The following is a 4,076-nucleotide window of genomic DNA, read 5'->3' on the forward strand; positions in this document are numbered from 1 at the left end:
CAACCCTCCCCCGTCGAGGGGGAGGGCTCTGATAATCACCTTTCCACTGATGTGAACCATCAAGGGGGAAGGGCTCTCTGGCGGGCCCGCGATCAGTGGGTCCGGGACGACGAAACCTGATGCCCCAACTCCTCCTCGAACTCTTCTCCGAAGAAATCCCCGCCCGGATGCAGCCCGGCGCCGCGCGCGATCTTGAGCGCATGGCCGCCGACCGGCTCAAGGCCGCCGGCCTCGCGTACGAGTCCCTGACCACCTTCGCCGGCCCGCGCCGCCTGACCCTGGTCGTCGAGGGCCTGCCCGCCGCCACCCCCGATCGCGAGGAGGAGCTCAAGGGGCCCAAGACCTCCGCCCCCGAACAGGCGCTGGATGGCTTTCTGCGCAAGACCGGCCTGACCCGCGACCAGCTGGTCGAACGCGACGGCGTCTTCTTCGCCGTGATCAGCAGCAAGGGCCGGGCGACCGCCGAGCTGATCCCGGACATGGTCGACGGGATCGTCAGAAGTTTCCCCTGGCCCAAGTCGATGCGCTGGGGCTCAGGCACGCTGCGTTGGGTCCGCCCGCTGAAGCGGATCGTGGCCCTGTTCGACGGCCATGTGGTCCCGTTCGAGATCGATGGAATCCCCAGCGGCGACACGACCGAGGGTCACCGCTTCATGGGCTCCGGCAAGCCGTTCGCGGTCAAGGATTTCGCCGACTACCGCCGCAAGCTCGAGGACCATTACGTCCTGCTCGATGTCGTCGATCGTCGCCTGCGTATCCTCGAGACGGCGCAGAAGGTGTGCAGCGACCGCGGCCTCGCCCTTGTCGACGACGACGGCCTGCTGGACGAGGTCGCCGGCCTGGCCGAATGGCCGACCCCCATCCTCGGCGACATGGACCCGCGCTTCCTCGACCTGCCGCCCGAGGTGGTGCAGCTGTCGATGAAGGTGCACCAGAAATATTTCGCCGTGCGCGACCCGGCCACGCACCGGCTGGCCCCGCATTTCGTCGTCGTCGCCAATGTCGAGGCCTCGGACGGCGGCAAGGCCCTCGCCGCCGGCAACAGCCGCGTCCTCTCCGCCCGCCTCGACGACGCCCGCTTCTTCTGGGACGAGGACCTGAAGATAACTCTTGAAGAACGAGTCCAGCGGTTGTCCGGGATAACTTACCACGCTCGCTTGGGGACGCTCGCGGGCAAGGTGGAAGCCATCGACAAGATGGCCCAATCCTTGGCGAGGGAGTTCGGACTTGATCCCGCTAAGGCCGCGCTAGCGGGCAAGCTCAGCAAATCAGATCTCGCCAGCTCAATGGTTGGTGAGTTCCCCGAGCTGCAAGGGATCATGGGCGGCTACTACGCTAGGGCTGAAGGTCTGAGCGCCGAAATCGCCAGAGCCATTGAAGAGCAGTACAAGCCCGCCGGCCCGAGTGATACGACACCATCCGAACCCTTGGCAGCAGTTGTTGCACTGGCGGAGAAGTTCACAACGCTGGTTGGGTTCTTCGCCATTAATGAAAAGCCAACGGGCTCCCGCGATCCGTTTGCGCTGCGCCGCGCTGCTCTGGGGTCGATCCGGATCATTCTCGAGCGCCAGTTCCGTGTAGGCCTGCAAGACATGACCCACATGGCCGTGCGAGCGATTGCCTCCGAAGAGGACACCGGCTTCTGGATTTGGGGGTTCGATCCGGACGCCGAAGGGAGCAATCGTTCCGGTGTTGTGCTGTCTCCTCAGACGGAAGTGGATCTGCACCGGCTTCATTCGGACATCAGGGGCTTCTTTGCCGATCGCCTGAAGGTTCTGCTCCGCGATCAGGGCAAGCGCCATGATCTGGTCGACGCCGTCTTCGCGCTCAATGACGACGATTTGGTTCGCATCGTCCGCAGGGTGGAGGCGCTCGACACTTTCCTCGCCACCGACGACGGAGCCAATCTGCTGGCCGGCTACAGGCGCGCCTCCAACATTCTGAAGGCCGAGGAGAAGAAGGGGCCGCTTCCGTCCGGAGACCCCGAAGAACTAGCGGGAGCCCCGGCTGAGGAGACCACGCTGGCTCGGACTGTGGCCGGCACGTCTCGGGCGCTTGACGGAACGTTGGCGGCCGAGAATTTCGAATCTTCAATGCTGATTCTGAGCCAGCTGCGCGCCCCGGTCGACGCCTTCTTCACCGCGGTGATGGTCAATTCAGATGACAAGGAAGAGCGCGACAACCGCCTGAAACTTCTGGGACAAGTCCGCGCCGTCATGGGCCGGGTGGCAGACTTCGGCCAGATCGCGGGCTGAATCCGACCCTTCTCCCCTTGCGGGAGAAGGTGGCAGCCGAAGGCTGACGGATGAGGGGTCGCACCGCTGTCGCCCATTGGCGTGGTCGGCTCTGGACGCAGGGATCGCCGGTGCGACCCCTCATCCGACCTCGCTCCGCTCGGCCACCTTCTCCCGCAAGGGGAGAAGGGCCTTACCCTTTAAGCACCTTCCGCAGCTGCGGATGCAGCTCGCTGTTCGAGGCCAGGATCTGGCCCCCCGTCATCGGGTTCCCGTCCTCGTCGATGGTGGTGACGATCCCGCCCGCCTCGGTGACGAACAGGATGCCCGCCGCCACGTCCCACGGCTGCAGATTGCGCTCGTAATAGGCGTCGTACCGGCCCGCCGCGACCCAGGCGAAGTCCAGCGCCGCCGAGCCCAGACGGCGGATGCCGGCGACCCGCTGGCCGATGGCGTGGATGTCCTTGATGGCCCGGGCGTGCCCCGCCTTGCCGATGAACGGCAGGCCGGTGGCGATCAGGCTCTCCGACAGGTCGCGCCGCCCGGCCACGCGGATGCGCTGGTCGTTCAGATAGCAGCCCTTGCCCTTCTCGGCCCAGAACAGCTCGTTCATGACCGGGTTGTAGGTCACGCCCGCGACGATCTCGGAATGGCCGTCCGGCGCGGTCCGCTGCAGCCCCACCGTGATGGCGAAATGCGGCATGGCGTGCATGAAGTTGGTGGTGCCGTCGATCGGGTCGACGATCCACATGTGCGACTTGTCGGTGCCCTCGATCAGCCCACGCTCCTCGCCGAGAAAGCCGTAGCCCGGCCGCGATTTCATCAGCAGTTCGTACAGGGTGTCCTCGGCGCGGATGTCGGCCGCCGTGACGAAGTCGCCCGGCCCCTTCCTCGACACCTGCAGCTGGGCGACCTCGCCGAAGTCGCGCAGCATCGGCCGGGCGGTCTTGCGGACCGCGTCGATCATCACGGAAACGAGGGCTGAGGCGAGGGCCATGGGGAATCTCCTGGTCCGCAGCTCCTGAAAAGGCGTGTCGCCCGGAGGTGCGGAGAAGTCCAAAAAGGTAGGGCTTGGGGCTTAGGTCGTAGGAAGCAGGCGCTTCTAAGCCCTAAGCCCTAATTTCTAGGCCCTATTCGGCGCGACGAACGTACTCGCCGGTCGTGGTGTCGACGACGATCTTCTCGCCGACGCCCATATAGGGCGGGATCATGATGCGCACGCCGTTGTTGGCGATGGCCGGCTTGTAGGACGACGAGGCGGTCTGGCCCTTCACCGTCGGCTCGGTCTCGACCACTTCCAGCGTCACCTGATCCGGCAGCGACAGGCCGATCGGGCGCTCCTCGTGGCTCTCGATCACCACCTTCATGCCCTCCTGCAGATACGGGATGCGCTCCTCGCCCACCCAGTCCTTCTGCAGTTCGATCTGCTCGTAGTTCTCGTCGTTCATGAACACCAGGGTGTCGCCGCCGTCGTAGAGGTACGAATAGTCCCGCTGCTCCAGCGTCACCCGCTCGACCTTGTCTTCCGACCGGAAGCGCTCGTTCAGCTTGTTGCCGGTCTCGAGGTTCTTGGCCTCGACGTTGGCGAAGGCGCCGCCCTTGCCCGGCTTGACGTGGCTGGCCTTGGTGACGACCCACAGGCCGCCGTTCACTTGCAGGACCATGCCGGGCTTGATGGTGTTGCCGTTGATCTTCATCGGGTTCTCGGAAGGGATGGGCGCAGGCCTCGAACGCCGCGCGAACGGGCGCAGTCCCTAGAGGAAGCCGCGTCATCCGGCAATCCTCCCCCGAGCGAAGCGTGGGGGAGGAATGCCTCAGTGCACCGTCGGGAGGTCCTCGGCC

3 protein-coding genes are annotated in these 4,076 nt (G+C 65.4%); 1 reads left to right on the plus strand and 2 read right to left on the minus strand.

The genetic code is table 11. The features are described 5' to 3' along the window. The first annotated feature begins 119 nt into the window (after nt 1-119). Nucleotides 120-2,255, plus strand: a complete 2,136-nt coding sequence (gene glyS / locus RDU12_RS13435) for a glycine--tRNA ligase subunit beta (RefSeq protein ID WP_300289999.1) — start codon at nt 120-122, stop codon at nt 2,253-2,255. A gap of 172 nt (nt 2,256-2,427) precedes the next feature. On the opposite strand, the gene RDU12_RS13440 is transcribed toward glyS, so the two are convergent. Next, on the minus strand, nt 2,428-3,231 hold the full coding sequence (locus RDU12_RS13440) for an inositol monophosphatase family protein (protein WP_300289992.1): 804 nt from the start codon (nt 3,229-3,231) through the stop codon (nt 2,428-2,430). A 133-nt stretch (nt 3,232-3,364) separates the two neighbouring features. Beyond that, the gene (gene efp / locus RDU12_RS13445; RefSeq protein ID WP_300289991.1) at nt 3,365-3,931 is read right to left on the minus strand and encodes an elongation factor P; all 567 of its coding nucleotides are present in this window, start codon (nt 3,929-3,931) and stop codon (nt 3,365-3,367) included. Nucleotides 3,932-4,076: the final 145 nt, after the last annotated feature.

Origin of the sequence: Brevundimonas sp. (assembly GCF_031082345.1) — a bacterium.
Taxonomy (GTDB): Bacteria; Pseudomonadota; Alphaproteobacteria; order Caulobacterales; family Caulobacteraceae; genus Brevundimonas.